The sequence below is a fragment of the Curtobacterium sp. DN_7.5 genome (assembly GCF_022655355.1).
Taxonomy (GTDB): domain Bacteria; phylum Actinomycetota; class Actinomycetes; order Actinomycetales; family Microbacteriaceae; genus Curtobacterium; species Curtobacterium luteum.
The window spans coordinates 1,764,176-1,787,911 of the sequence record NZ_CP093378.1 but is presented as its reverse complement, the minus strand read 5'-3'; the positions used below and the strand labels follow the sequence as shown (position 1 = coordinate 1,787,911).

At 72.6% G+C, this 23,736-nt stretch carries 24 protein-coding genes; 4 read left to right on the top strand and 20 right to left on the bottom strand.

Annotated features, from left to right (window positions below; all coding sequences use genetic code 11):
• Nucleotides 1-13: 13 nt before the first annotated feature.
• The 13 genes from MON03_RS08335 to ybaK all read right to left on the bottom strand — a co-directional run bounded on the left by MON03_RS08335 (nucleotide 14) and on the right by ybaK (nucleotide 13,117).
• On the bottom strand, nucleotides 14-412 hold the full coding sequence (locus tag MON03_RS08335; protein WP_022903934.1) for a preprotein translocase subunit YajC: 399 nt from the start codon (nucleotides 410-412) through the stop codon (nucleotides 14-16).
• Nucleotides 413-527: 115 nt separating this feature from the next.
• Nucleotides 528-1,559: a Holliday junction branch migration DNA helicase RuvB gene (gene ruvB, locus MON03_RS08330; protein WP_175329256.1), complete on the bottom strand. Its 1,032-nt coding sequence runs from the start codon at nucleotides 1,557-1,559 to the stop codon at nucleotides 528-530.
• Nucleotides 1,556-2,176, bottom strand: coding sequence for a Holliday junction branch migration protein RuvA (ruvA, locus tag MON03_RS08325; protein WP_175329257.1), 621 nt, complete (start codon nucleotides 2,174-2,176; stop codon nucleotides 1,556-1,558). The genes ruvB and ruvA overlap by 4 nt, the downstream gene beginning before the upstream one ends.
• Complete coding sequence (gene ruvC, locus MON03_RS08320) at nucleotides 2,173-2,838, bottom strand: crossover junction endodeoxyribonuclease RuvC (protein ID WP_022903773.1); 666 nt, start codon at nucleotides 2,836-2,838, stop codon at nucleotides 2,173-2,175. Before ruvC ends, ruvA begins: the two co-directional genes overlap by 4 nt.
• Before the next feature lie 4 nt (nucleotides 2,839-2,842).
• A complete protein-coding gene (locus tag MON03_RS08315) occupies nucleotides 2,843-3,607 on the bottom strand; it encodes a YebC/PmpR family DNA-binding transcriptional regulator (protein ID WP_242091386.1) in 765 nt (254 codons plus the stop codon).
• Between the two features lie 215 nt (nucleotides 3,608-3,822).
• Nucleotides 3,823-4,428 carry a pyridoxal 5'-phosphate synthase glutaminase subunit PdxT gene (pdxT, locus tag MON03_RS08310; protein WP_175329259.1) on the bottom strand — a complete coding sequence of 202 codons (606 nt, stop codon included), beginning with the start codon at nucleotides 4,426-4,428 and terminating at the stop codon, nucleotides 3,823-3,825.
• A complete protein-coding gene (pdxS, locus tag MON03_RS08305; RefSeq protein ID WP_175329260.1) occupies nucleotides 4,418-5,338 on the bottom strand; it encodes a pyridoxal 5'-phosphate synthase lyase subunit PdxS in 921 nt (306 codons plus the stop codon). Before pdxS ends, pdxT begins: the two co-directional genes overlap by 11 nt.
• A 12-nt stretch (nucleotides 5,339-5,350) precedes the next feature.
• Entirely contained in the window at nucleotides 5,351-6,055 is a 705-nt protein-coding gene (locus tag MON03_RS08300; RefSeq protein ID WP_350355095.1) for an HIT family protein, read from the bottom strand.
• Nucleotides 6,055-8,076 (bottom strand): threonine--tRNA ligase, encoded by a 2,022-nt coding sequence (gene thrS, locus MON03_RS08295; RefSeq protein WP_502798695.1) that lies wholly within the window; start codon nucleotides 8,074-8,076, stop codon nucleotides 6,055-6,057. Before thrS ends, MON03_RS08300 begins: the two co-directional genes overlap by 1 nt.
• A gap of 249 nt (nucleotides 8,077-8,325) precedes the next feature.
• Nucleotides 8,326-8,868 (bottom strand): adenine phosphoribosyltransferase, encoded by a 543-nt coding sequence (locus MON03_RS08290; protein WP_175329263.1) that lies wholly within the window; start codon nucleotides 8,866-8,868, stop codon nucleotides 8,326-8,328.
• Nucleotides 8,869-9,090: 222 nt separating this feature from the next.
• On the bottom strand, nucleotides 9,091-9,321 hold the full coding sequence (locus MON03_RS08285; protein ID WP_242091385.1) for a hypothetical protein: 231 nt from the start codon (nucleotides 9,319-9,321) through the stop codon (nucleotides 9,091-9,093).
• Between the two features lie 606 nt (nucleotides 9,322-9,927).
• Complete coding sequence (locus MON03_RS08280; RefSeq protein WP_242091384.1) at nucleotides 9,928-12,534, bottom strand: ATP-dependent Clp protease ATP-binding subunit; 2,607 nt, start codon at nucleotides 12,532-12,534, stop codon at nucleotides 9,928-9,930.
• A gap of 97 nt (nucleotides 12,535-12,631) precedes the next feature.
• Nucleotides 12,632-13,117 carry a Cys-tRNA(Pro) deacylase gene (ybaK, locus tag MON03_RS08275; protein ID WP_022903672.1) on the bottom strand — a complete coding sequence of 162 codons (486 nt, stop codon included), beginning with the start codon at nucleotides 13,115-13,117 and terminating at the stop codon, nucleotides 12,632-12,634.
• Nucleotides 13,118-13,183: 66 nt separating this feature from the next.
• On the opposite strand from ybaK, the gene MON03_RS08270 reads away from it, so the two are divergent.
• The gene (locus MON03_RS08270; protein ID WP_022903671.1) at nucleotides 13,184-13,483 is read left to right on the top strand and encodes a DUF6412 domain-containing protein; all 300 of its coding nucleotides are present in this window, start codon (nucleotides 13,184-13,186) and stop codon (nucleotides 13,481-13,483) included.
• 56 nt (nucleotides 13,484-13,539) lie between these two features.
• A complete protein-coding gene (yidC, locus tag MON03_RS08265) occupies nucleotides 13,540-14,268 on the top strand; it encodes a membrane protein insertase YidC (RefSeq protein ID WP_242091383.1) in 729 nt (242 codons plus the stop codon).
• An 18-nt stretch (nucleotides 14,269-14,286) separates the two neighbouring features.
• Here the strand turns inward: yidC and MON03_RS08260 are convergent, their stop codons facing one another.
• Nucleotides 14,287-14,505 carry a hypothetical protein gene (locus MON03_RS08260; protein WP_022903669.1) on the bottom strand — a complete coding sequence of 73 codons (219 nt, stop codon included), beginning with the start codon at nucleotides 14,503-14,505 and terminating at the stop codon, nucleotides 14,287-14,289.
• A gap of 353 nt (nucleotides 14,506-14,858) precedes the next feature.
• Between MON03_RS08260 and MON03_RS08255 the strand changes: the two genes are divergently transcribed.
• Complete coding sequence (locus tag MON03_RS08255; RefSeq protein ID WP_242091382.1) at nucleotides 14,859-15,557, top strand: hypothetical protein; 699 nt, start codon at nucleotides 14,859-14,861, stop codon at nucleotides 15,555-15,557.
• A 61-nt stretch (nucleotides 15,558-15,618) separates the two neighbouring features.
• On the opposite strand, the gene MON03_RS08250 is transcribed toward MON03_RS08255, so the two are convergent.
• From MON03_RS08250 to MON03_RS08240, 3 genes are all read right to left on the bottom strand, one after another.
• A complete protein-coding gene (locus tag MON03_RS08250) occupies nucleotides 15,619-16,992 on the bottom strand; it encodes an MFS transporter (protein WP_242091381.1) in 1,374 nt (457 codons plus the stop codon).
• 267 nt (nucleotides 16,993-17,259) lie between these two features.
• Complete coding sequence (locus tag MON03_RS08245) at nucleotides 17,260-19,293, bottom strand: carboxypeptidase regulatory-like domain-containing protein (protein ID WP_242091380.1); 2,034 nt, start codon at nucleotides 19,291-19,293, stop codon at nucleotides 17,260-17,262.
• A gap of 114 nt (nucleotides 19,294-19,407) precedes the next feature.
• Nucleotides 19,408-19,875: an NUDIX hydrolase gene (locus MON03_RS08240; protein ID WP_350355094.1), complete on the bottom strand. Its 468-nt coding sequence runs from the start codon at nucleotides 19,873-19,875 to the stop codon at nucleotides 19,408-19,410.
• A gap of 151 nt (nucleotides 19,876-20,026) precedes the next feature.
• Between MON03_RS08240 and MON03_RS08235 the strand changes: the two genes are divergently transcribed.
• Nucleotides 20,027-20,911, top strand: coding sequence for a universal stress protein (locus tag MON03_RS08235; protein WP_242091379.1), 885 nt, complete (start codon nucleotides 20,027-20,029; stop codon nucleotides 20,909-20,911).
• Nucleotides 20,912-20,919: 8 nt separating this feature from the next.
• Here MON03_RS08235 and MON03_RS08230 read toward each other — a convergent pair whose 3' ends face one another.
• The 3 genes from MON03_RS08230 to MON03_RS08220 form a co-directional block, all read right to left on the bottom strand.
• Nucleotides 20,920-21,960 (bottom strand): SGNH/GDSL hydrolase family protein, encoded by a 1,041-nt coding sequence (locus MON03_RS08230; protein ID WP_022902454.1) that lies wholly within the window; start codon nucleotides 21,958-21,960, stop codon nucleotides 20,920-20,922.
• 176 nt (nucleotides 21,961-22,136) lie between these two features.
• Complete coding sequence (locus tag MON03_RS08225) at nucleotides 22,137-22,493, bottom strand: PRC-barrel domain-containing protein (RefSeq protein WP_175329272.1); 357 nt, start codon at nucleotides 22,491-22,493, stop codon at nucleotides 22,137-22,139.
• 48 nt (nucleotides 22,494-22,541) lie between these two features.
• A complete protein-coding gene (locus MON03_RS08220) occupies nucleotides 22,542-23,648 on the bottom strand; it encodes a glycosyltransferase family 9 protein (protein WP_242091378.1) in 1,107 nt (368 codons plus the stop codon).
• Between the last annotated feature and the right edge of the window lie 88 nt (nucleotides 23,649-23,736).

Here is a 23,736-nt window from a genome sequence, read left to right as displayed (position 1 = left end):
GCAGCCCAGGTTGTCAGTGGTCGTTCTTGCGGTTCGTCTCGTCGGTGCGCTCACCGTAGGTCGGGGCCTGGTCGTCGATGACCGGCTGACCGTTGAGCTCGGTGACGCGCTTCGGCTCGTCCTCCGGCGCGACGGCGGTGTCGACGTCGTCCGCGGTCTCGTCGACCACGCGCGAGAGCGTCTGACGGTGCACGGTCACGATCGTGCCCGGGGCGATCTCGACCTCGGCGGTGACCTTCTCGTCGTCGACCGACAGGAGCTTGCCGTAGAGGCCGAACGAGAGCATGACCTGCGCGCCCGGCACCATCTTGGTGGCGAGGTCGGCCTGCTGCTTCTTGCGCTTGCGGCTGTTGTAGAACATGAAGGCCGCGAACGCCACGACGATGACGATGAGGACGACTTCTTGACCCATGATGCGATGCCTTCTCTGGTTGCTCGGTTTCGGGCCGTAGCAGTCTAGGGCACGCGCCGGACGGGAACCTGTCCACCCGGCTCGTGCACAGTCTGTGCGGAGGGGTGCGGTCGGCTCAGTCCGCGTCGTCGAACAGCGCGGGGCCGCCCGACGTCTGCCCCGGCGCCAGGCCGAAGTGCCGCCAGGCCTGGGGTGTGGCGATCCGACCGCGTGGCGTCCGTGTCACGAGACCGACCCGGACGAGGAACGGCTCCACCACGGACTCGATGGTCTCGGATTCTTCCCCGACGGCCACGGCGAGGGTGTTGAGGCCCACCGGGCCCCCATCGAACCGGGTCAGCATCGTCTCGACCACCGCCCGGTCGAGCCGGTCGAGTCCGAGCTCGTCGACGTCGTACAGCTCGAGCGCTCCCTGCACCGCGGCCATGCCGTCGCGCGGTCGGTGCACGAGCGTGAAGTCGCGGACGCGGCGCAGGAGCCGGTTCGCGATGCGCGGGGTCCCCCGACTCCGTCCGGCGATCTCACGCAGGGCGGTCCGGTCGATGTCGAGCTCGAGGAGGTGGGCGGCGCGGATGAGCACCTGCTCGAGCTCGTCCTTCTCGTAGAACTCGAGGTGCGCGGTGAAGCCGAAGCGGTCACGGAGCGGGTTCGGCAGGAGCCCGGAGCGGGTCGTGGCGCCGACCAGGGTGAACGGCGCGAGGTCGAGCGGGATGCTCGTCGCCCCGGCGCCCTTGCCCACCATGACGTCGATCCGGAAGTCCTCCATCGCGAGGTAGAGCATCTCCTCCGCCGAACGCGCCATCCGGTGGATCTCGTCGATGAAGAGGACCTCGCCGGGGACGAGCGACGAGAGCACGGCGGCGAGGTCACCGGCGTGCTGGATCGCCGGCCCGCTGGACATCCGCAGGGGCCTGCCCGACTCGTGCGCCACGATCATCGCGAGCGTGGTCTTGCCGAGCCCGGGCGGCCCGGCCATCAGGATGTGGTCGGGGGTGCGCTCCTGCATCGCGGCGGCCTTCAGCAGGAGGTCGAGCTGCCCCCGGACCTTGCGCTGTCCGACGAACTCGTCGAGCGACCGCGGACGCAGCGCCCCTTCGAACGCGAGTTCCTCCTGCGACTCGGCGCCCGCTGCCGTGATGCCGCTCACCGGCCGGCACCGGCGGGACGCAGGGCCCCGAGTGCGGCACGGAGCAGTGCCTGCGTGCCGAACGTCGCGGCGGCCGGGTCCTCGGTGACCACGGCGTCGACCGCGGAACGGGCGGCGTCCTCGCGCCAGCCGAGACCGACCAGGGCGATCACGACGTCGTCCGATGCCGGGTGCGCGCCCGTCGCCGAACCGGGTGTCACAGCGGCCGGTTGCTCGAACGCGGCGAGCTTGCCGGCGAGGGCGACCGTGATGAGCTTCGCGGTCTTCGGGCCGATGCCGGACACCTTGCGGAAGGCGGCGTCGTCCTCGTGCGCGACGGCGGTCGCGATCTGGCCGGGGTCCATGTGTGCCAGGACGCCGAGCGCGGACTTGGGCCCGACGCCGGAGACGCTGCGGAGGAGGTCGAAGACGCGGAGCGCGTCGGTGGTCTCGAACCCGAAGAGGAGGTGCTCGTCCTCACGCACGATCATGGCGGTGCGCACGAAGACCTCGGCGCCGTGCCGCATCGTGAGGGCGTGAGCGGGTGTGACGGTGACGGCGTACCCGACACCACCGACCTCGATCACCACGCTCGACCCGGCGACGTCGATGCATGTGCCCCGGAGACTCGCGATCATGCTCCGAGCCTAGGGCCGCCCACCGACGATGCCCCGGCACCACGCGCGACGCCCCGTGCGCCGCCGCGCGCCGCGGCCGCCGCTGCCCGCGCGAGGGGCGAATCCGCGCCCGTCCCCTGCTGGGCGTCCCGCCACGCGCGTTGGGCCGGCGTGAGCGTCGACGGGCCGGACCCGACCTGGTCGGGTGATCCGAGCCTCCAGGCATGACAGACGGCCAGGGCCAACGCGTCGGCGGCGTCCGCTGGCTTGGGGGCCTCGGCGAGGCCGAGGACCGCGGCGATCATCGCCTGGACCTGTCGCTTGTCGGCGTTGCCGTAGCCCGTGATCGCCGCCTTGACCTCGGAGGGCGTGTGGAGCCCGACGGGCAGGCCGCGCGCCGCGGCGGCGTGCAGGGCCAGCCCGGCCGCCTGGGCGGTGCCCATGACGGTCCGGACGTTCGCCTGCGCGAAGACGCGCTCGACCGCGACGGCCTGCGGGCGGTGCTCGTCGATCTCCGCGGCGATGCCGTCGGCGATCCGCAGCAGCCGTTGCTCGAGCGCCATGTCCGCCGGTGTCCGGACGACGGTCACGTGCACGAGCCGGGCACGCCGGTTCGGTGCGACCTCGACCACGCCGACGCCGCACCGGGTCAGCCCGGGGTCGACCCCGAGCACCCGGAGCATCGGACTAGTCCTCGTCCTCGTCGAGCTCGGCCTGGACGTCCGCGGGGATGTCGAAGTTCGCGTAGACGTTCTGCACGTCGTCGGAGTCCTCGAGCGCGTCGATGAGCTTGAACACCTTGCGCGCGGTGTCGGCGTCGATCGGGACCTTGAGGCCCGGGACGAACTCGGCGTCGGCCGAGTCGTAGTCGATGCCGGCGTCCTGCAGCGCGGTGCGTGCCGCGACGAGGTCGGACGCCTCGGTGATGACCTCGAAGCCGCCGCCCTGGTCGATGACGTCCTCGACGCCGGCGTCGAGGACGGCACCCATGACGGTGTCCTCGTCGAGGCCGTCCGTCTTCGTGACCGAGATGACGCCCTTGCGGGAGAAGTTGTAGGCGACGCTGCCCGGGTCGGCCATGGTGCCGCCGTTGCGGCTCATCGCCGTGCGCACCTCGGCCGCGGCACGGTTCTTGTTGTCCGTGAGGCACTCGATGAGCATGGCGACGCCGTTCGGGCCGTAGCCCTCGTACATGATCGTCGTGTACTCGATCGACTCACCGGTCAGACCGGCGCCGCGCTTGATGGCGCGGTCGATGTTGTCGTTCGGCACCGAGGTCTTCTTCGCCTTCTGCACGGCGTCGACCAGGGTCGGGTTGCCCGACAGGTCGGCGCCGCCCATCTTCGCGGCGACCTCGATGTTCTTGATCAGCTTCGCGAACGACTTCGCACGGCGCTGGTCGATGACCGCCTTCTTGTGCTTGGTCGTTGCCCACTTGGAATGCCCGGACACGGTGCTCCTTGCGTCTTGCGGAAAATCCTGGTCAGTGTACCGGGCCGGGAGGCACGGTGCGGCTCCGGCGCGCTGGCCTCCTCACGCAAACGGTCCCCCGCCCGCCTGTGGGCGAGTCTCGCGGTGAACGACAGTTCTCGGGCTTGGCGGCGCGAGGACTGTCGCCCACGGCGAGTCTCGCGGCACCGCCGCGCGGGGCGCGACCGCGCTCCGCGTCAGGAGGCGTGCACGAGATCGAGGAAGCGCCGGTGGAACCGGTCCTCCCCCGCGACCTCGGGGTGGAACGCGCTGGCGATGACGTTGCCCTGCTGCACCGCCACGACCTGGCCGTCGGGCAGCGCCCCGAGGACCTCGACGCCCGGACCGTGCTCCTCCACCACGGGCGCCCGGATGAACACCGCGTGCACGGGCGCCTCGCCGAGCTCCGGCATCGGGATGTCGATCTCGAACGAGTCGTTCTGGCTGCCGAACGCGTTCCGCCGCACGGTCGTGTCGAGGACGTCGAGCGTCTGCTGGCCCGGGATGCCCGCGGCGATCCGGGAGGACAGCATGATCATGCCCGCGCAGGTGCCGTACGTCGGGAGCCCGCCGCGGATGGCCTCCGCCAGTGGTTCCGCGACGCCGAACGCCCGGGACAGCTTGTCCATGACGCTCGACTCACCGCCGGGGACGACCACGCCGTCGAGCGACGCGATCTCCTCCGGACGACGGAGCGGCACGACGTCGGCGCCGAGCTCCGTCAGCGAGGCGATGTGCTCGCGGAAGTCGCCCTGGAGGGCGAGGACGCCGATGCGGGGGTGCGCGGTCGGACTACCAGCCACGCTCGGCCAGGCGGTGCGGGGCCGGGACGTCGGCGACGTTGATGCCGACCATGGCCTCACCGAGCCCGCGGGAGACCTCGGCGATCACCTTCGGGTCGTCGTGGAAGGTCACGGCCTTGACGATCGCCGCGGCGCGCTTGGCCGGGTCGCCCGACTTGAAGATGCCGGAGCCGACGAACACACCGTCCGCGCCGAGCTGCATCATCATCGCGGCGTCGGCCGGGGTGGCGACACCGCCCGCGGTGAAGAGCACCACGGGGAGCTTGCCGGTCTGCGCGACCTCCTTGACGACGTCGAAGGGGGCCTGGAGCTCCTTCGCGGCGACGTAGAGCTCGTCCTCCTTGAGGTACCGGAGGGCAGCGATCTCCTTGTTGATCGTGCGGATGTGCTTGGTGGCCTCGGACACGTCACCCGTGCCGGCTTCACCCTTGGAGCGGATCATGGCCGCGCCCTCGGTGATGCGACGGAGGGCTTCACCGAGGTTGGTCGCACCGCAGACGAAGGGCGTGGTGAAGTTCCACTTGTCGATGTGGTTGACGTAGTCGGCGGGCGAGAGCACCTCGGACTCGTCGATGTAGTCGACGCCGAGCTCCTGCAGCACCTGCGCCTCGACGAAGTGGCCGATGCGGGCCTTCGCCATCACGGGGATCGACACCGAGGCGATGATCTCCTCGATCATCGACGGGTCGGACATGCGGGCGACGCCGCCCTGCGCACGGATGTCCGCGGGGACGCGCTCGAGCGCCATGACGGCGGTCGCGCCGGCTTCCTCCGCGATGCGGGCCTGCTCGGCGTCGACGACGTCCATGATGACGCCGCCCTTGAGCATCTCCGCGAGGCCGCGCTTGACGCGGTCGGAGCCGGTGATCGAGGTGCCGGGGGTGCTCGGGGTGCTGCTGCTGTCGCTCATGATGCCGACAGTCTAGTGGTCCGTCGGCCAGCCTTCCGCGACGATTCGGCGGGTCTCCCCGAGCAGCTGGGACATCGACTTCGTTCGGGCGATGATCGGGAAGAAGTTCGAGTCGGACTGCCACCGCGGCACGATGTGCTGGTGCAGGTGCCCCGCGACCCCGGCACCGGCGACCTCGCCCTGGTTCATCCCGATGTTGAACCCGTCGCAGTGCGAGACCGCACGCAGGACCCGCATCGCGGTCTGCGTCAGCTCGCCCATCTCGCGGAGTTCGTCCGGCGTCGCCTCGTCGTAGAGGGGGACGTGCCGGTACGGGCACACGAGCAGGTGCCCGTTGTTGTACGGGAAGAGGTTGAGGAGCACGTAGGCGTGCTCCCCGCGGGCGACGATGAGGGCGTCCTCGTCGGACTTGTGCGGCGCCTCGCAGAACGGGCAGTCGTCCTCGTGGCCGCGACCCCGTCCTTCGCGGCCGGCGTCGATGTACGCCATCCGGTGCGGGTTCCAGAGTCGCTGGAAGGCATCGGGGACGGCCGCGCCGGTCGCCGCGTCGCGGATGACCAGCGGATCGTCGGCACCAGGGACAGCAGACGCAGCAGCCGCTTCCGACGCACCGGACGCTTCCGACGCACCATCCGACCGACCAGCGGCCCGGGAGCCGACCACGCCGTCGACGTGACCGGTCCCGGGGACCTGATCGGGGCCTCCTGGCTGGGGCATCAGACCTGCGCGCGCTCGCGGATCGCGGTGAGGATGCGCTCCACGGCCTCGTCGACCGGCACCGCGTTGTCCTGGCGACCGTCGCGGAAGCGGAAGGACACCGCCCCGGCGTCGCGGTCGTCGCCGCCGGCGATGAGCTGGAACGGCACCTTCGCCTTGGTGTGCGTGCGGATCTTCTTCTGCATGCGGTCGTCCGAGTGGTCGACCTCGGCGCGGACGCCGTGCGACCGGAGCTTCGCGACGACCTCGTCGAGGTAGTCGCCGTACTCGGCGGCGACCGGGATGCCGACGACCTGCACCGGTGCGAGCCAGGCCGGGAAGGCGCCCGCGTAGTGCTCGGTGAGGACGCCGAAGAACCGCTCGATCGAGCCGAACAGGGCCCGGTGGATCATCACGGGGCGCTGCCGGGTGCCGTCCGGTGCCGTGTACTCGAGCTCGAAGCGCTCGGGCAGGTTGAAGTCGAGCTGGACGGTCGACATCTGCCAGGTGCGGCCGATGGCGTCGCGGGCCTGGACCGAGATCTTCGGGCCGTAGAACGCCGCGCCGGCGGGGTCGGGCACGAGTTCGAGCCCGGACTCCTCCGCGACCTCGCGCAGGGTGTTCGTCGCGACCTCCCAGACCCCGTCGTCACCGACGTACTTCTCCGGGTCCTTCGTGGAGAGCTCGAGGTAGAAGTCGTCGAGACCGTAGTCGCGCAGGAGGGACAGCACGAACTCGAGGGTCGTGGTGAGCTCCTCCTTCATCTTCTCCTGTGTGGTGAAGATGTGGGCGTCGTCCTGGGTCATGCCGCGGACACGGGTGAGCCCGTGGATCACACCCGACTTCTCGTTGCGGTAGACCGTGCCGAACTCGAACATCCGCAGGGGCAGGTCGCGGTAGGAGCGGGCCTGCGAACGGTAGGCCAGGATGTGCATCGGGCAGTTCATCGGCTTGAGGTAGTAGTCCGCCCCCTGCCGCGTGACGTTGCCGTCCTCGTCGCGGGCCTCGTCCATGTGCATGGCCGGGAACATGCCGTCCTTGTACCAGCCGAGGTGCCCGGACTGCTCGAACAGGTCGCCCTTGGTGATGTGCGGCGTGTAGACGAAGGAGTAGCCCTCCTGCTCGTGCCGGCGGCGCGAGTAGTCCTCCATCTCGCGGCGGATGATGCCGCCCTTCGGGTGGAAGATCGCCAGGCCCGAGCCGATCTCGTCCGGGAACGAGAACAGGTCGAGCTCGGCTCCGAGCTTGCGGTGGTCGCGCTTGGCGGCTTCTTCGAGGCGGACGAGGTACGCCTTCAGCTGGTCCTTGTCGGGCCAGGCGGTGCCGTAGACGCGCTGCAGCTGCGGGTTCTTCTCCGAACCGCGCCAGTAGGCCGCCGCGACGCGCATGAGCTTCGACGCGTTGCCGATCCAGCGGGTGTGCGGGACGTGCGGACCGCGACAGAGGTCCTGCCAGAGCACCTCGCCCGTCTTCGGGTCGACGTTCTCGTACACCGTGAGTTCGCCGGCGCCGACCTCGACGCTCTCGCCCGAGTCGCCGGACTCCGCGGCGCCCTTCAGGCCGATGAGCTCCTGCTTGAACGGCTCCCCCGCCATGCGTTCGCGGGCTTCGGCGTCGGTGACGACCACGCGACGGAAGCGCTGGGCCTGCTTGACGATGCGGTCCATGCCCTTCTCGATCGCCTTGAGGTCCTCGGGCGTGAACGGCTCGGCGACGTCGAAGTCGTAGTAGTAGCCGTCGGTGACGGGCGGGCCGATGCCGAGCTTGGCGTCGGGGTTGATCTGCTGGACGGCCTGCGCGAGCACGTGTGCCGCGGAGTGGCGGAGGATGTCCAGCCCGTCCTGCTCCTGCAGCGTCACGGCCTCGGCGGTTTCGCCCGCCTGGACGTCCGCAGCGAGGTCCTTGAGGACGCCGTCGACCCGGATGGCGACGACGCCGCGCTCGCCGTCGAAGAGTTCGGTGCCCGTCGTGGCGGTCGTCGCGGTGCGGGGCTCGGGTGCCTGGGGAAGGTCTGCGGGCTCTGGTGCGACTGCGTCGGTCACGATCGTGGTGCTCCTCGGTTCGATCAGGGGTGGGTCAAGACTAGTGCGCGGCGGCCCGGGTGCGGCTCGCCTGTGGAGCGGGTCCGGCGATGGCGCGGGTGTGCAGGAACGGCCGGGAGGCACGGTGCGGCTCCGTCAGTCGCGGCGCGGTCCCGTCGGTGCGGGTCCGTCGGTCGCGGCGCGGTCCCGTCGGGGCAGGTCCGTCAGACCGGAACGGCGCGGTCCGTCAGGCCGGGACGGCGCGGTCCGTCAGGCCGGGACGGCCCCGAGGGTCGTCACCGGGACGCGGGCCTCGACGCGCTCCCGGCCGGCGAGGCCGTCGAGCTCGAGCAGTGCGGCGAACCCGATCGCCTCGTAGCCCGCGCGCTCGAGCAGCGTGATGGTCGCGGCCGCGGTGCCGCCGGTCGCGAGGACGTCGTCGACGACGAGCACCCGCGTGCCCTGCGGGAGCTGGCCCGGGCGGAGCTCGAGCTCGGCCTCGCCGTACTCGAGCGCGTACTGCTCGCTGAGGACCTCGCCCGGGAGCTTGCCGGCCTTGCGGACGGTCAGGACGCCGACCTGGTGCTGGGCGGCGATGCCACCGGCGAGGGCGAACCCACGGGCCTCGATGCCGGCGACGGCCTGGAACCCCTCCCCCACGGCGAACGGTGCCGCGAGGGCCTCGCACACCCGGCCGAACGCCACCGGGTCCGAGAACACGGGCGTCACGTCGCGGAAGAGGATGCCCGGCTTCGGGAAGTCCTGCACGATCGCGGTGAGTCGGTCGACGAGGGCAGCAGCGGTTTCGGTCACCGCACAACGGTACGGCAGTCGAGGCGCTCGGATGGACGCGCACGGTACGAGGTGCCGGCGGGTCACTCGCACGGTGCGAGGGTGCTGCGGCAGCGTGCGAGGTTCCGCACAGGGTGCGAGGCGGGAAGCGTCGCACGATGCGCGAAACCTCGCACCGAACGAGCGCGCCGATGGCGGGCGTCCGGCACCTCGCACGCCACGGTGCCGGACGCCCAGCGCCACTCAGCGCCAGAGGTGCATCGTGCCGCTCCGCAGCAGGACCCGCAGCTGCTGCTCACGGCGCTCGCGCTCGATCCGCTGCCGGGTCGCGAAGTCGACGGTCACCGGCACGGGCGTGGTGCGTCGGCTCCACAGGATCAGCCAGAGGCCGATGCGGAGTGCGATGCGGTCGGGCAGCGAGACCCGGCGCACCGCGCGGGTGTCGGGAGGACGGGTGGTGGTCTTCGTGGACATGGTGTGGATCCCCTGCTGGATGGTCGCCCGGGCGGTCCCCGGGCACGACGAACCGACCCGGGGTGCGGGCCGAAGGAACGAAAGCGGTGCGAGCCGAAGAACGCGACGGCGCGCACGCGAGAATGGCGGATCGGCAACGACGAGAATGCACGCGGGTGCATTCTCGGAATGCAGTCCTATGAGGTGAGCGTCGTTGACCACGGACATGCCGTGCGCATTCCTCGGCGCCGCCGTACCCGATCGCACGAGGCGGTTCGGGCACGGCGGACGTCGCGGACAGCGGTCGCGAGCTCAGGCTCAGCGGCGCTGGGTGCGCAGTGGTGTCGTGGAGCGGATGCTTCCGGTCAGCGGACTCGGAAAGGAGTGCCGAAGAGCCCGGTGATCCCACGGAACGGCGTGGTGCCGTGCGTCGTGATGGCGGTGATCATCATGGGTGTTCGCCCCCTTTCGGTCTCGTACTGACGGTGTGCTCGAGAACACTATCCACACCGGGAATGCCTGCGCAAGCATCTTTCGCAGAAATTGATCGGAATTGTTCCCGACGACGACGAACGGCCCGGTGTCACGAGGACACCGGGCCGTTCGTCGGCGGTCCGGGACGCCGGATCAGACCTCCGCCGGTCGCGCCGCACCGACGCGCAGGGCTCCGTCCACCACGTCGACCCGGACGGTGTCGCCGTCCCGGACCGACTCGGCGACCACGAGGCTCGCGATGCGGTCGTCGACCTCGCGCTGGATGAGGCGACGGAGCGGCCGGGCGCCGTACTCCGGCTCGTAGCCGTGCTCGGCGAGCCAGGCGACGGCCTCGTCGGACACCGACAGGGTCATCCCCTGGCCGAGCACCCGGAGCGCGGTGTCCTCGAGCAACAGCGTCACGATCGACGTGATCTGCGACGACGTCAGCTTCCGGAACAGCACGATCTCGTCGATGCGGTTGATGAACTCGGGCCGCATGGCCTCACGGAGCTTCGCCGTGACCCGTGCACGCAGGTCGTCCTCGGCGAACCCGTCAGCGGAGCCCACGGGAGCGAACCCGAGCGCACCGGACCGGGACGCGAGGAACTCGGACCCGATGTTCGAGGTCATGATGACCACCGTGTTCCGGAAGTCCACCGTCCGACCCTGCCCGTCGGTGAGCCGGCCGTCGTCGAGCACCTGCAGGAGCAGGTTGAACACGTCCGGGTGCGCCTTCTCGACCTCGTCGAGCAGGATCACCGAGTACGGGTTCCGGCGGACGCGCTCGGTGAGCTGCCCGGCCTCGTCGTAGCCGACGTACCCCGGAGGGGCACCGACGAGCCGCGAGACGGTGTGCCGCTCGCCGAACTCGCTCATGTCGAAGCGGAGCATCGCGGTCTCGTCCCCGAACAGCGAGGACGCGAGCGCCTTCGCGAGCTCGGTCTTGCCGACGCCCGTCGGACCGAGGAACAGGAAGCTCCCGACCGGACGACGCGGGTCGCCCATGCCGGTGCGGCTGCGGCGCACCGCGCGGGCGATCGCCTGCACGGCGTCGTCCTGGCCGACGACGCGCTCGTGCAGCTCGTCCTCGAGGACGGCGAGCCGCGAACGGTCGCCCTGGCTCAGGCGCGTCGCGGGGATCCCGGTGGCGCGGGACACCACGGTCGCGATGTCGGCCTCCGAGATGATCCGGTCACCTGGCACCGGACGGGAGGCGCGGCTCGCGTCCGCCTCGGAGGCGGCGGTGATCCGGGCCTCCAGGCCGTCGATCTCGTCGCGCAGGCGCGACGCCTCCTCGTAGTGCTCCTCGGCGACCGCCGCGTCCTTGGACGCGACGAGCGCCGCGACCCGGGCGCGGATCGCTGCGACGTCGACGTCGCCCGAGAGGGCGAGACGTCGCCGGGCACCGGCCTGGTCGATGAGGTCGATGGCCTTGTCCGGCAGGTGCCGGTCGGTCACGTAGCGGTGGGACAGCTCGACGGCGGCGCGGAGGGCCTCCGGCGTGTAGCTGACGTCGTGGTGCTCCTCGTAGCGGGGGGCGAGACCGGTGAGGATCGCGACGGCGTCCTCGACGCTCGGCTCCCCCACCGTCACCGGCTGGAAGCGTCGCTCGAGCGCGGCGTCCTTCTCGATGCGGCGGTACTCGTTCAGCGTGGTCGCGCCGACCATGTGCAGGTCACCGCGGGCCAGGCGCGGCTTGAGGATGTTGCCGGCGTCCATCGAGCCGCCCTCGCCACCTCCACCGGCGCCGACGAGCGTGTGCAGCTCGTCGACGAACACGATGAGGTCCTCGGCGTGCTCGGCGATCTCGTCGACGACCTTCGTCAGGCGCTCCTCGAAGTCACCGCGGTACTTGGCGCCGGCGAGCATGCCGGGCAGGTCGATCGCGACGACGCGCTTGCCCTGGAGGAGCGCCGGCACGTCGCCGTCAACGATCCGCTGCGCGAGCCCCTCGACGATCGCCGTCTTGCCGACGCCGGGCTCGCCGATGAGGACGGGGTTGTTCTTGGTGCGGCGGAGGAGGATCTCGACGGCCTGCTCGATCTCGTCCGCGCGGCCGATCACCGGGTCGATCCGACCCTCGCGCGCGCGGGCCGTGAGGTCGCTGCCGTACTGGTCGAGCGTCGGGGTCTCCGACTGCTGCTGCTGCGCTGCTTCGGTGGTTCCGGGCATGGGGCGTCCCTCTCGTGCGGCCGCCGCGGCCTGCTGCGCGTACTCCTGCATCACCTGCGGAGTGACGCCGGCGCTCGCGAGCAGCTGCCCGGTCACGGTGTCCTGGTCCATCACGAGCGCGAAGAACACGTGCTCGGGGTCGGTGTAGGTGCTGCCGAAGCCCTTGGCGGCCTGGGTCGCCTCGAGCAGGATGCGCTGCGCGGTCCCGGTGAGGGCCGGGCGGCCGTCGGTGGCGACCGCGTCGTCGGCGGGCGCGGGCAGGCGCTGCTCGATCTCGTCGGCGAGGCGCTCGGGGTCGACGCCGGCCTGGCGGACGACCGCGGTGAACGGGTCGGTGCGGACGAGCACGTGCAGGACGTGCAGGGCGTCGATCTCGTGCTGGCCCTGCTCGGTCGCGTACTCCGCGGTGCGCTGGAGCAGCTGGTGGGTGCGACGGCTGAGCAGTCGCGTGATGTCGACGGGGCGCCCGAACGGCACGGGACGCTGCTGCCGCGCCCACTGCTGCTCGCTCTGCTGGGCGGCGATCAGGCGGGCGAGGAACTCGTCGAACGAGTCGCTGCCGGCGGAGCCGAACGTCTCTGGCAAGTGGACCTCCTGGTTGGACTTGAGTGCCTTCGACTCAATGCAACGCAGGAGGGCCGGGGTCATTCCCGTTCCGCGGAAGAACTTGCGGTGGCTCGACTCAAGTCCGAGCGATGGGCTTCGCGACCGCGTCCGTGACCCGTACGAGGTCCGCGGGCGTGAGCTCGATGTCGAAGCCGCGACGGCCGCCGGACACGAAGATGCTGTCGTAGGCGAGTGCTGATTCGTCGAGGACGGTGCGGAGCGCGGTCTTCTGGCCGACAGGGCTGATACCGCCGACGACGTACCCGGTGCGCTTCTCCGCGAGGGCGGGGTCGGCGAGCGTCGCCTTCTTCCCGCCGACGGCCGCGGCGATGGCCTTGAGGTCGAGTCGGTTCGCGACGGGGACGATCGCGACCGCGAGGGTGTCGTCGACGGACACCACGAGGGTCTTGAACACCTGCTCCTCGCGGAGGCCGAGGGCGGCAGCGGCTTCCTCCCCGAAGTTGGTGGCGGTCTCGTGGTGCTCGTACACGTGCGGCGTGTACGGCACGCCGGCGCGGTCCAGGGCCACCGTCGCGGGGGTGCTCGGCGATGCAGCGGTCATGCCCGCATCCTGCCGTCCCGAGCCGCCTCGGACCCCGCGGCGCGCGGGCGGTAGCCTGAACCCACCATGGCCGTCGTCGAGATCCTGCTGCGCATCGTCACCGCGCTGGGACTCGTCGACCCCGCTGCGGTCGGCACACCCGGGCACCTGCTGCCGGTGGCCGCCCTCGCCGCTCTGGGATGCGCGACGGCCGCCGCGGTCCTGGTGTTGAGCGTCGTCGTCGCCGCACTCCTCCTGCCGTCGGCGCGAGCGGTGCCGGCAGGACACCGGGAGTGGTCGCGCCTCCGGACCCGCATCGCGTCGTCGCACCCCGATGCCGACGGGCACGCGCGCCCGCGGGCGCCGGGCGGTGTCGTCACGGTCTGACCGCGTCGCTGGTCGGGCCGTCCCACGACCCTGCCACTTCGACCGATCGGACCACCATGGACATCTCCACCCTGCCCGTCGTCGGCGCGCTCCTGCACGCCGGCGCCGACGTGATCGCCACCCTGACCACCACACTCACCCCCGTCGCCGACGGATTCGCGGCGGCCCTCGCGGTCGTCGTCGTCACCGTCGCCGTCCGCGCCCTGCTCGTCCCGCTGGCCGTCCTGCAGGTCCGTGCGGAACGGGACCGCCGACGGCTGGCACCGGAACTCGCACGCCTGCGCCGTCGCCACCGCGGCGACCGGGAACGGCTCCAGCGCGCCGTCCAGCAGCTGTACACCTCGGAGCGGGTCTCACCGCTCGCCGGGTGCCTGCCGGCGCTGGCCCAGGCGCCGGTGGTGTCGCTCGTGTACACGCTCTTCACGCACGCGACGATCGGCGGGGCGACGAACACGCTCCTCGAGGGCACGCTCGTCGGGGTCCCCCTCGGGCACTCGCTCGTCGCCGTGCTCGCTTCGCCGCTGTGGACGCACGCGTGGGTCGTGCTCGTCCTCCTCGCGGTCCTCGTCGCCGTGGTCGAGGCAGGTCGCCGGGCAGACCGGCACTGGAACGCCGTACCCGAGGCCGATCCTCTGGCAGCCGCGCCGGCGCGGATCGCCAGGGTCGCACCCTTCGTGTCGGTGCTGTTCGCGGCGATCGCGCCGCTCGCCGCGGCGGTGTACGTGGTGACGAGTGCCTGCTGGACCCTGGGCGAGCGGGCGGTCCTGCGTCGTCTGGTGCGCTGACCGCGCGGCCGGTCGGGGTCAGCCGCCCTGGCCCTCCTGCTGCGGACCCTGGTCGACGGGGTCGTACTCGGTGCCGCGGCCCTGCTCCTCGTCGGCCGTGGGCACGTGCCGCTCGGTGCCGGTCCCGCCGGGGCTCGTCGCGACGTAGTCCGCCTCACCGGACTGGGTGTCGTGGCTGAGGGGCTCGAGGGTCTCGCCGTCGGCCGGTCGGGGCTGGTCGTTCGCCGGGGTGCTCATGGACCCGTGGTACTCCCTGCGGACTGGGTGGACACAGCGCACCGGGCGGACACGATCGGTGTCTGGGTGCGAGCATGGAGCGGGCAGCAGGACCCGGAACGGGAGTAGGCATGGCCGACGACGACGTGGCTGCGGAGCGAGCACGGCTCGAGGCGCTGGCGTGGGGCGCGGACGCGTCCCCCGCCGAGGCGGCCCGGGCCCGCATCCGGCTGGAGGACCTCCGGAGCGGGCGACGACCACGACGGGGCGGGTCCCCTGGCGGCCCGGCACCGACGAGGGACCTCCGCCGGACACCCTCGACAGCGGGCTCGCCGTCGGTCGGTCCGGCCCCGGTTCCGGTCCACGGTCCGGAGGTGCCGAGCAGCCCCGTGGGCGGTGTGCCGCGCGCGACCGACCCCGTCGGGCACGACCGTTGGGAGAGCGTCGAGGGCGATTCGGCCGACGCGACCGGGACGGCGACGGCGACCGACGGGACGCGGCCGGACCACGAGGCGGACGCAGCGGATCAGGACGGGAGTGCCCCGGGCCTCCCGACGGGGTGGCGCGACCGCGTGCACGCGCTCCTGTGGACGCGACGGCCACGCGTCTGGATCGCAATGGGTGCCGCGGCGGCCGTCGGCGTGGCGTTCGCGGCCGGCACCGTCGTCGGGACCGCCGGCCCGGCGGTGCCGGCGGCGCCGAGCATCACCCCCACCGCTGGGGCGGTGACGCTCGAGCAGCTGCTCGACGTCCCCCAGACGTACGCCGACCAGCTCCCTGGACCGGTCGAGGCACCGGTCAGCCTGCACAGCACACGCCTCGTCTTCACGAACCGCGCGCTCGACGGCGGCGACCTCGAGACACCGTGGAACGTGTGGGCCGGCGTCGGGACGGACCGGTCGACGATCTGCCTCGTGGCGACGGCCGACCGGATCGAGAGCTCGACGGCGTGCTACCCGCGGGAGGACGCCCTGCACGGCAGCGTGTCGCTGTCCGCGCAGTCCCGGAGTGGGACGTTGACGTTGTGGCTGCGCGGCGGAGGCGTCCAGGGGACGGTGACGGACTCGTACTGAGCGCGTTGCCGGAGGACGTCGGGGTGCTGCGCGGCCTGCCGCTCGCGTTCGCCGGCCCGGGCTAGGTCGTCGGCTCGCCGGAGCGCCGCGTCCGGACCGCGCCGGTGACGACCGCGACCGAGCCGGTGACCGTCTGGATCGCGCGGCTGATCGTCGGGACCGACGTGGTGACCACGGCGAGCGACGAGGTGATCGCCTCGAGCGAGGACGTCGACAGGTGCTCCTGCGCGTGCGTGTGCACGGGGAAGCCCTTCCGGGCAGTGACGACCACGCCCAGCGAGGCGAGCAGGACCGCGCCGCCGGCGAAGGGCAGCCACTGCAGCCCGACGGCGCCGAGGGCCTGCCCGCCGAGTGCGGCCCCACCGGCGATGCCGATGTTCGACGCTCCGTTGACGAGGGCGCCGGCGATGTCGGGCGAGACCCCGCCAGTGCGGATCGCGGCGGCCATGAAGAGCGTGCCCGTGGTGCCGTTCGCGGCCATCCAGACGCCGGCGACGACCATCGTGCCGAGCAGCGAGCCGTGCACGAACGGCAGGACCGCGAACGCCGCCGCCATCACCGCGACGGCCGCGATGAGGGTCTGGCGCGGGGCCCGGTCGACGAAGAGTCCGGCGAGCCAGAGGCCGATCACACCGGTCGCCCCGAGGACGAGGAGGGCACCGGAGACGAGCGCGGCGTCGAGGCCCGCGTCGATCGCGTACGGACCGATGTAGGTGTAGACGACGTAGTGGCCGGCGAAGAGGAGCAGGTCGGCGACCACGACCGAGAGGAGCCCGGTGCGGGCCCAGGCGCGCGGCGAGCCGATGTGCGGGGACGATGCGCCACGGACGGACGGCAGGAACGCGAGGGCGACACCGGCGAGGAGCGCCGACGCGACCGCGACCGCGCCGACGGCCGGCCGCCACCCGATCGTCTGGGCGACCCAGGTGGCGATCGGGACGCCGAGCACGAAGCCGAGCGAGCTGCCCGAGTACACGAACGCGATCGCACGGCCGGCGAGCCGCGGCGGCACGATGCGGGTCGCGTAGGCCGAAGCGACCGAGAAGAACAGCGCGTGGGCGACGCCACCGACGACCCGGCCGGCGCACACCACGGCGAACGACGGCGCGAGCGCGACCATCACGTTCGAGACGGCGTACCCGATGAGGGTCGCGACGAGCACGGTCTTGCGGGGCAGTCGGGCGGTGAACGACGTCAGGGGCAGTGCGAGCAGCGCGACGGCCGCGGCGTACACGGTGACGACGACACCCATCGTCGACTCGGACACCCCGAGGTCTCGACTCATGGTGCCGAGCAGCCCGACGGGCATGAGCTCGGTGGTGATCGCGAAGAACGTGGCGAGACCGAGCACGGCGATGCCGACGATCGATCCGGTCGTGACGGTGATCGGCCGCGTGTGCGTGGGCACGGCCGAGGTTCGGGTGGTGGTGGACACGGGGCTGACCTCCTCGCTGGGGACGTCCGGGCGCACGGCGACGACGTGACTACGACGAGGAGCTGCGCGCTCGAGCTGTGGATGTGTGTGGTGGGTACGACTCCACGGCGAGTGCGCCCCTCCAGTGTTGCACGCCCTGTCGGGCGACCGCGAGGGGGTGCCGCTGAGAACTTCCTCGGAGCGCTCCAACGGCGCGGTGGCGGGCATTGTTCCCGGAACACAGAACGGGGTGGGACCGAGCGGTCCCACCCCGTTCGACGACAGGTGTCAGTCGTCCGCGCGTACCCGACGGCGGTGCCGCACCGAGCGGTACGTCAGGACCCCGGCCCCGAGCAGGACGAGCACGGCGGCCGCGAGTGCGGCCGGCCCCACCTCGGCGCCCGTGTACGCCAGCTCACCGGTCGCCGGACCCGACCCGGACGACACGACCGGAACCGTGGTCGGCGTCGGCGTGGCTGTGGCGGTGGGCGTCGCTGTCGGCGTGGGGCTGGGCGACGCCGGCGCGGCGACCACGAGGTCGACGACGGTCACCACGACGGTGGCGTCCGGACCCGAGGTGAACCCCACGGTGCTGTCGCTGCCGCTCACGGAGACCGTGTAGTCGGTGGCCGGGTCGAGGCCCTCGAGCGTGTACCCGCCGTCGGTGCCGGTGGTGGCGGTCACCGGCGACGCGCCGGAGTCGGCGGCGTCGGGCGTCGCCGTGACGGTCCGACCGGCCGCGGGGGCCCCGGTCGTGTCGACGACCCGACCGGTGGCGGTCGTGGTGACGGCCTCCGGTGCCGTGGGTGTGCGGTACGCGAAGCTCCGGTCCGCGGCCGAGCCACCGGTGACCGTGACCGGTCCTCCGTCCGGGCTCACGAGTTCGGCGTCGGCGCGCGGCTGCTGCACGGCCACGGTGTACCTGCCCGGGATCGTCGAGAAGGAGTACTTGCCGTCGGCGTCCGTCACGGCGCTGGCCACCACCGTGGTGCCGTCGAGCAGTTGCACGGTCACGCCGGCCTGCGGCGCGCCGTCGAGGACCACCGCGCCGCCGACGCTCCCGACCGCCGTGGTCTGGATCGGGTCGACCACCGTGGGCGCTGCGGGTGGGACCGCGCCCGTCCTCACCGTCTCTGGAGCGGCGCCGTCCACCGCCACCGTGACGTCCGTCTCCGGGGACAGGCCCGACCCGGTGTAGTAGCCGTCGTCGTTCGTGACGGTCTCGATGGGGTTCGCGGGGTCGGCCGGGTCGGTGATGACGACCGGGACGTCCGCGGCCGGGTTGCCACCGGGGTCCGTGACCTGTCCGATGATCGACACGGTGCCGGACGGGGCCGTGAACGGGAAGTCCGCCGTCCCGTTCGTGCCGTCGAGCGACACCGTCTGGGTCGCGAGCTCCGGCCGGATCTCAGCACCCGGCACCGGCGTGATCGTGACCGTGTACCCGGGGATCTGCGGGAGCTGCGGGAACGCGTACGTGCCGTCGGCCGCCGTCGTGGTCGTGTAGACCGTGCCGCGCGGAGCGGTCACCGTCACCCGGGCGCCCGGGACCGGTGCGCCGTCGAGGGTCGCCGTACCGGTGAGCGCAGCGGTGCTGTTGGCGAACCAGGTCTGGTACACGGGGAATCCGCTGCGTCGCTCGTACGTGATCGTCAGGCTCGTGAGCGGGACGGTCGGGGTGAACCACGCGGTCGCGCCCGCGGTGTCCACGGCGCCGGCGTTGCCGGTGAGGGTCAGCGTGGCCGGGTCCCACGTCGGGACGTCCCGCCCCGTCGTGCCGTCGGGGTCGGCCGAGCAGCTCCACCCGCCCGGCGAGGACGCCGAGCAGGAGTTGTAGCCGCGGCCGTCCGTGCCCTGGAACCCGAGGTCCTCGGCGCTGGCAGCGGCACCGCCCTGTCGGACAGCTGAGATCGTCGCCCGATCGGCGTCGATGTCACCGAGGACGAACGACCAGCTGCTCGCCCCCGGGGTCGGCTCCGCGAAGGTGTAGGTCGTCACCGACGGCTGTCCCGCGGCATCGGCGAGCGGACGCTGGTTCAGGTAGGTGTTCCCCCGGCTCGACCCGTAGACCGCGCCGGGTCCGGTGCTCGGCCCCTGCCAGGTCGACGCCCCGCTGACGACGGTCGACTGCCGCGAGTTCGACTCGAAGGTCGTCTCCGGGAACCCCGGGAGGGTCATGGTGCCGGTGTACTCCCGGCTCTGGCCGGCGAGGGTGAAGGTCCCCCAGTGCCCGGCCGGGACGGCGGAGGCCGAGGTCGCGCCGACGAGCGCGAGACCACCTCCGAGGACGAGGGCGGTCAGACCCGCCGTGACGGTGCGCAAGCGCCGCATGGTGCTCCCCTGTTCGTGCTGACCTGGCCCCTGCACCAGACGTCACCTCGACGTTCGTACAGGCTATCCACGGAGCGCGGACTCCGGGCACTTCGTGGGTCCCTGTCACCCAGTCGATCCGGACAGCGCACTCGCGAGGGCGTCGAGCGCGGCCACCTGGCCGAGCACGAGCAGCTCGCGCGCCTCGTCCAGCGGCATCCACCGGGCGTCGTCGACCTCCGGGACCTCGACGAAGCGACCCGACCCGCGCGGCAGTTCCAGCCGGACGGTGTTGCTCGTCACGGTGTCCACCGTGAACCCGGGCGCGTGCACCGCGAACACCCGGACGACCTTCGACGACTGCCGGTGCTCGCCCAGGTCGACGACCGATCCCTCGGGTGCCGGCACCCCGATCTCCTCCGTGAACTCCCGTCGCGCGGTGTCGAACGGGCGCTCCCCCGGGACCGGCTCGCCCTTCGGGATCGACCACGCCCGCGCGCGGCTCCGCCAGAACGGGCCGCCCATGTGCGCGACGAAGACCTCGGTGCCGGTCTCCCCGGCGCGGTGGAGGAGGAGCCCGGCACTGGTACGCACGACCAGAGGCTACGCAGCCGCCGCACGGAACCGCAGGCAGCGTGCAGGTGGCGGACCGCCCGCGGGAGTACGATCCGCGGCCAGGAGCGCCCCACGACGCCCCGGTACCGGCACGAGGAGGTCGATCGGGATGGACGAACGGTGGTCGACGGTGACGTTGGCAGCAGACGCGGCGAAGCCCCACGAGCAGGCGCTCCGGTGGATCGCCGACCATGCGGGGTCCGGCATCGAACGGCTCCGGGTCATCGGGGTCGACCCGGCGCTCGAGGGCCGCGTCGGCCCGGACGGGCGACGGGTCGCGGACGCGGTGGCCGAGGCTGCCCGCACGGCCCTGCCGGACGTGGAGGTCGAGATCGCCCGGCACGCCGGGTCGTTCGCGAACGCGCTCGTCGCGGAGTCGGACGCCGGCGACCTGCTCGTGGTCGGGTCGTGGCGCAGTCGACGCGGGAGCACGCTGGGGAACGGACCGGCGCGCGTCGCCGAACGTGCCGCCGTGCCCACGGTGGTCGTGCCCGACGGGCCGCACCCGATCGACGGCGACGTGGTGCTCGCCGTGGAGGAACCGCTCGACGAGCGGGCCGTCGCGATCGCCGTCGACGAGGCGGAGCGGCGCCACCGACGGCTGACCGTCCTCCGTGCGTGGGAGATGCCCGTCATCACCCGGACCGGCCTGACCGACTTCGCCGAGGACCCGATGCGGTGGCGCACCCGGAACGCGGAGCTGCTCGAGCGGGTCACGGCGGAGCTGCGTCGCCGGCACCCGGCCCTGCGGATCCACCCGCTGCTCGTCGAGGGCCACCCCGGGCACGCGATCGCCGCCCACTCGCGCACGGCGTCGCTCGTCGTGCTCGGGCGCGGGCACGTGCACGCGCTCTCGGGGTCGGTGCTCCACGACGTCCTGCGCGAGTCGGTCTCACCGGTGTGCGTCGTCCCGCCGACCGCGCACGGGGCCACCGCCCCGGTCGAGGCGGCGAAGGACCGCACCGCGGCGGCGGACGCCGAGGCCAGGCTCGCGGACCGGGAGGCGACGGCCTGACGACCGGGTCAACCGGCGAGGTCCTCCACGGCGTCGGCCACCTGGTCGGTGAGGTACGCGACCCCGCGCTCGTTCGGGTGCAGCGCCCCCGGCTCGAGGTCGATGCGCTGCAGGTTGCCGGTCCCGTCGAGGGAGACGCCCGACACGTACGGCCGCTCCGTGGCACACGCCGACCGGGCCTGGGTACGGGAGAACACGTCGACGAACCGGACGTCGGCGGCACGCGCGGCCGCGGCGGACACCGCGTTCAGCTGCTCCTGGACACCGTGCAGGTACGCGACGTCCGTGTCGGTGAACGGGTACGAGTTCGTCGGGAACGACCCGGCGAGCGATCCGAGGTCGACCGCGGACCGGAAGCAGCCCTTCGCGGGCGTGTGCTCGGCATCGGGGAAGATCGCCGGGTACCCCAGGAACACGACGACGGCGTTCGGCGCCGCTGCCGTGACGCGTGCGAGCGTGTCCGCGACGCCGAGTGCCACCCGGGAAGCGATCTTCGTGCCGAGCTCGTCCTCGCCGTCCCGCACGAGCGTGCTCTCGCAGGACGCGGCGTCCCGTCCGGAGAACACCGGACCGTTCGCCGACAGCGCCAGGCACGAGGCCGCCGTGCCGAACAGGTCGGCGTCGTTCCCACCGATCGTCAGCGTCACGAGCCGAGTGGCGGACGACAGCGCCTCGATCTGCGGCGGGACGCCGGCGAACTGGGAGCCGGACGTCACGTCGTCGCTCGTCGCACCGGCGCAGGTGACGTCGGTCAGCGCCAGACCGAACCGCTGGGCGATCCGGTGCGGGTAGTCGCGTGCGGACTGCCCGCACACGTTCGTCGGGAGGTGCGTCGGGTCGGCGAGGCCGTACCCCGCCGAGTACGAGTCACCGAGTGCGACGTACTCGCTGCCGGGCGGCACGTCGGCGAGCCGGTCGGGTGGGTCGGACGTCACCGGGAACGGCTGCGGCTGCGGCCACGACGGCGCCGCGCTCGCCGGGGTCCCGCCCGGCCCTGCGGGTGCCACGGCGACCGGCAGCAGGCCACCGACGACGGCGACGAGCGCCACGGCGGCGAGCAGCCGTGGCCGGAGCGGACGGGGCGGGCGGGGCAGCGGGACCTCCGACGGACGGGCAGAGCGGGCGGGCAGAGCGGGCGGGAACAGCGGGCGGGAACAGCGGTCGGGCACCGCGGGCGGCACAGCGGGCGGCACAGCGGACGGTCGCCGGGGCGAGCCGCCCGACCTCAGCGTCGGCCGAGTCGGCGCTCGCCGTTGCTGCCCGTCTGGTAGACGAGGCCGTAGTGCTCGTACAGTCCGGGCTCGAGCGTCGCGTCGAGCTCGCCGTCGGTCGCGATCGACGGGGCGTCCTTGACGAGCTTCTTCGGGAACGCGACGATGAGGTGCTTCGGCGCGACGGTGGCACCGGCGAGCGGCACGAAGACGAGCTTCTGGAACCCGACGAGCCCCGTCGTCACGGCGCCGAAGGCCGGCTCCGAGGTGGCGGTGTCGTAGTAGATGCTCTCGAGGTTCCCGACCTTGTCCTCCGACGGGTCGACGACCGGCAGCCCGATCCAGTCCCGGATGTTGGCGGCTTCGAACACGATGGTTCCCTCCCGGCCACCGGTCCCTCCGGCGGTCCGGCTCCGAACCTACTGGTGGGTTCCTGAGCCGGGCACGACGCGGGCCGCACCGCCGGGCACGACGCGGGCCGCACCGCCGGGCACGACACGGGCCGCACCGCCGGGCACGACACGGGCCGCACCGCCGGGCACGACACGGGCCGGACCGCGCGGCGTGACGCCGAGGCCGTCCACCGCGGCGAGCACGTCGTCGGGACCCACGGCGAGCAGCGCCGGGTCCGGTTCCTCGGAGAACACGTCGCCCCGTCGCTGCGACGCATCGGTGAGGACGACGTGCGGCCCGGAGGCCGGCGGGCCCCAGGCTTCGGGCGGCGCCGGTCCGAACAGGACGACCGAGGGGATCCCGTAGGCGGAGGCCAGGTGCGCCGCGCCCGTGTCCACGGTGACGACGACCGCGGCCTCCGCGACGACGGCCGCGAACGGCTGCAGGTCGAGGACACCGGCCAGCACCGCCTCCGGCGCCAGCCCGGCCGCCTCCGCGACCGCACGTGCACGGACGACGTCGTCCGCGCCTCCCGTCAGGACCACGTCGTGTCCGCGCTCGCGGAGACCCCGCACCACGGCGGCGAAGCGATCGGTCGGCCAGTGCCGGGCTCCGTGGAACGCACCGACGTGCACGACCGCCGCCCCGGGTGCAACCGACGGCGCCGCCGGACGGTCGACGGCGACCTCGTCGGGGTCGGCGTCGATCCCGTGCCAGCTGAGCAGGCGCGCCCAGCGCTCCCGCTCGTTCAGCCCCTCCGGCCACTCGGGCCCGTCGTGTCCGTGGGCGGGGTCACGGTGTCCGATCACACGACGGGGACCGAGGGCCTCGATCAGGTCGGACGACTCGGGACCGACGCCGTGCAGGTTCACGGCGACGTCCACGGACCCGGTCGGCGCGGCGATCGCGTGGTCGAGCCCGTGCTGGGCGAGGTGGACGTCCACCGCCGCCACCAGCTCGACCACGGGGGCGAGCCAGGCGGTCGTGGCGAGGGTGATCCGGTGTCCCGGGAAGGCACGACGGAGCGCGGTCAGCGCCGGAACGGCGACGAGCAGGTCCCCGAGCTTGATGGCGCGGAGCACGACGAGCTCCGGGCGGCCGTCGGACGGGGGCATGGTCGGCAGGGCGGTCACGGTCGCGGACGCTAGGCGGTGCCTCCTGCGGGCACGGTCAGCACTGCGCACATCGGCTCTTCCTGGACCCGCGCGCGGCGACGCACCG